Source organism: Rhizobium ecuadorense (assembly GCF_001187535.1).
GTDB classification, from domain to species: Bacteria; Pseudomonadota; Alphaproteobacteria; order Rhizobiales; family Rhizobiaceae; genus Rhizobium; species Rhizobium ecuadorense.
This window is the reverse complement of the sequence record NZ_LFIO01000087.1, coordinates 1-367: the sequence shown is the minus strand read 5'-3', so window position 1 is coordinate 367 and position 367 is coordinate 1. Positions and strand designations below refer to the sequence as shown.

Annotated in this window: 1 protein-coding gene; it reads left to right on the top strand. The window is 58.3% G+C overall.

Going from position 1 to position 367, the window contains the following annotated elements; translation table 11 throughout:
• Positions 1 to 85: 85 nt before the first annotated feature.
• On the top strand, positions 86 to 367 hold a 282-nt coding region (locus AF337_RS03835; protein WP_193393566.1), incomplete at its 3' end, for a DsbA family protein.

Genomic DNA, 367 nt, shown 5'->3' with positions numbered 1-367 from the left:
GCCCAATCCGAAGTTAGATCCGCTTCCTGAAAATGCCGTCGACCATTCGATGCCAGAACAATCACCTCGCAGGGAACATGCATCAGTGACCAAATCAGTAGAGTACTTCTTTTCTATCGGCTCGCCCTGGTCCTACATCGGCTTCGACGTCTTCGCCGAACTTGCGGCAAAGAACGACGTCGTCATCACGCCCTATTTGACGACGGTGGTCGAGGAAAATGGCGGTATCTTTTCGCGCAATCGCCCGGAGATCCGGCGCGCTTACTGGACGCGGGACCTCAAGCGCTGGGCGCGCGTGCGCGGCAAGGAACTGCGGCTCGAACATCGCCCGGATTTGAGCGATCCGACGCCGGCATCCCTCTTCGTG